The sequence below is a fragment of the Stenotrophomonas sp. 3(2025) genome, assembly GCF_052665395.1.
This window is the reverse complement of record NZ_JBQOIF010000046.1, coordinates 1-1,759: the sequence shown is the minus strand read 5'-3', so window position 1 is coordinate 1,759 and position 1,759 is coordinate 1. Positions and strand designations below refer to the sequence as shown.

1 protein-coding gene and 1 tRNA gene are annotated in these 1,759 nt (G+C 66.4%); one reads left to right on the top strand and one right to left on the bottom strand.

Translation table 11 applies throughout. The features are described 5' to 3' along the window. Positions 1-119: 119 nt before the first annotated feature. Positions 120-1,040, top strand: coding sequence for a LysR family transcriptional regulator (locus tag ACUXVE_RS20010; RefSeq protein ID WP_222389972.1), 921 nt, complete (start codon positions 120-122; stop codon positions 1,038-1,040). 642 nt (positions 1,041-1,682) lie between these two features. On the opposite strand, the gene ACUXVE_RS20005 is transcribed toward ACUXVE_RS20010, so the two are convergent. Then, positions 1,683-1,759: transfer RNA gene (locus ACUXVE_RS20005), tRNA-Arg, on the bottom strand.

The window sequence follows — 1,759 nt, the reverse complement described above, 5'->3', positions numbered from 1 at the left end:
GGGTGGTGGGGGGGGGGGGGCGGGCCCAGCCGCTGTGTTTCCCCGTTGAAGAGAAGTATCCGCTTGCACCCTGGGTTTGAAAAACGGATAGTTTTGACAGCCATCATCGAAAATTTCGAATGCTCAAGCTTAGCCTCGATGCCCTGCAGATCCTGGACGCGATCGACCGCCGAGGCTCCTTTGCCGGCGCCGGCAAGGCCCTGCACAAGGTGCCTTCGACCATTTCCTACACCGTGGCCAAGCTGGAAGAGGATCTGGGGGTGCAGCTGTTCGACCGGATCGGCCCGCGGGCGGAGCCGACCGAGGCCGGGCGCGCGCTGCTGGAGGAGGGCAGGCACCTGCTGCGTGCGGCCCGGGAGCTCGAGCTGCGGGTGCGGCGGGTAGCCTCGGGCTGGGAGGCGGAATTGACCCTGGCGGTGGATTCGGTGTTCCCGACCTGGCTGCTGGGGCCGGATATTGCCGCGTTCCGCGAGGTGGCGGCGCCCACCCGGCTGCGCCTGTTTGGCGAAGCACTGTCCGGTACCTGGGAAGCGCTGCTGGACCGGCGCGCCGACCTGCTGGTGGGCGCGCCCGGTGAGGGGCCCAGTGGCGGGGGCTACGTGGTCGAGCCGCTGGGCAGCGTTGATTTTGTGTTTGCGGTGGCGCCCGGGCATCCGCTGGCGTCCGTGCCGGGTGTGCTGGGCCGCGAGCAGTTGGCGCCGTATTGCGCGATCGCCGTGTCCGACTCGGCGCGGCGGCTGCTGCCACGAACGGTGGGCCTGTTGATGGGCCAGGAGACGTTGACCGTGCCGGACATGGCCAGCAAGTTGAAGCTGCAGTGCCAGGGGCTGGGATTCGGCTTCCTGCCCGAGCCTTGTGCGCGCGCGGCGGTGGCGCGCGGCCAGCTGGTGATCCGCGAGGTCGAGGAGCACAAGCCGGAAGAGACCTTCTGGCTAGCCTGGCGCACCGGTGAAGATGGCGCGGCCCTGCGCTGGTGGCGCGAGCGCCTGCGGCGGCCGGAGCTGCTGGCGCAATGGTGGCAGGCGATGGCAGAGGGGTAGGGTTCGGCAGGGCTGCGCCCTGCACCTGCGGTAGTGCCGGCCGCTGGCCGGCAACCTCAACAGCAACAGCAACAGCAGAAGCAACAGCAACAGCAACAGCAGAAGCTGGTTTCCTGTGGGGAGGCGGGGTGGGTCCGGTTGCGGGAGACGCCGTAAACCCGTCCATGGGGGCTTGGCCGCGGCATCCATGCCGCGGACACTCCCGCAACCGGACCCACCCCGCCTTCGACAGATTTCCGCGATCTGCCGGAATGGCTTGGCCTGCTCTTGGCCTGCTCTTGGTGGGTGTCGACCTTGGTCGACACGTAGATCCACGCCAAGCATGGATGTCCTTCGTTCAACTGTCGAAATATTCGAATTCAATGGAGTCATCCACGCACGGCGTGGATCTACCGCAGATCGCGGTGATCTGTCAGGGGCGGGGCGGTATGGATAGGCAGGACCGTTGGCGCCATGGACGGCGCCATCGAGCCCCCATGGATGGGTTTACGGCGTGTCCTGCCTATCCATACCGCCCCGCCATCCCACGGAATGCCAGCTGTTGCTGTTGCTTGCGCAGTGGCTTCTGCAGGTGCAGGGCGCAGCCCTGCCGAAAAACACACATAAAAAAACAGCAGGCCGAGGCCTGCTGTTTCGGTGTAATGGTGCGCCCGGAGAGATTCGAACTCCCGACCGCCTGGTTCGTAGCCAGGTACTCTATCCAACTGAGCTACGGGCGC

What these genes read in the sequence shown, in the direction of transcription:
- ACUXVE_RS20010 (WP_222389972.1), top strand. Translation starts at nt 120, where the DNA reads ATGCTCAAGCTTAGCCTCGATGCCCTGCAGATCCTGGACGCGATCGAC.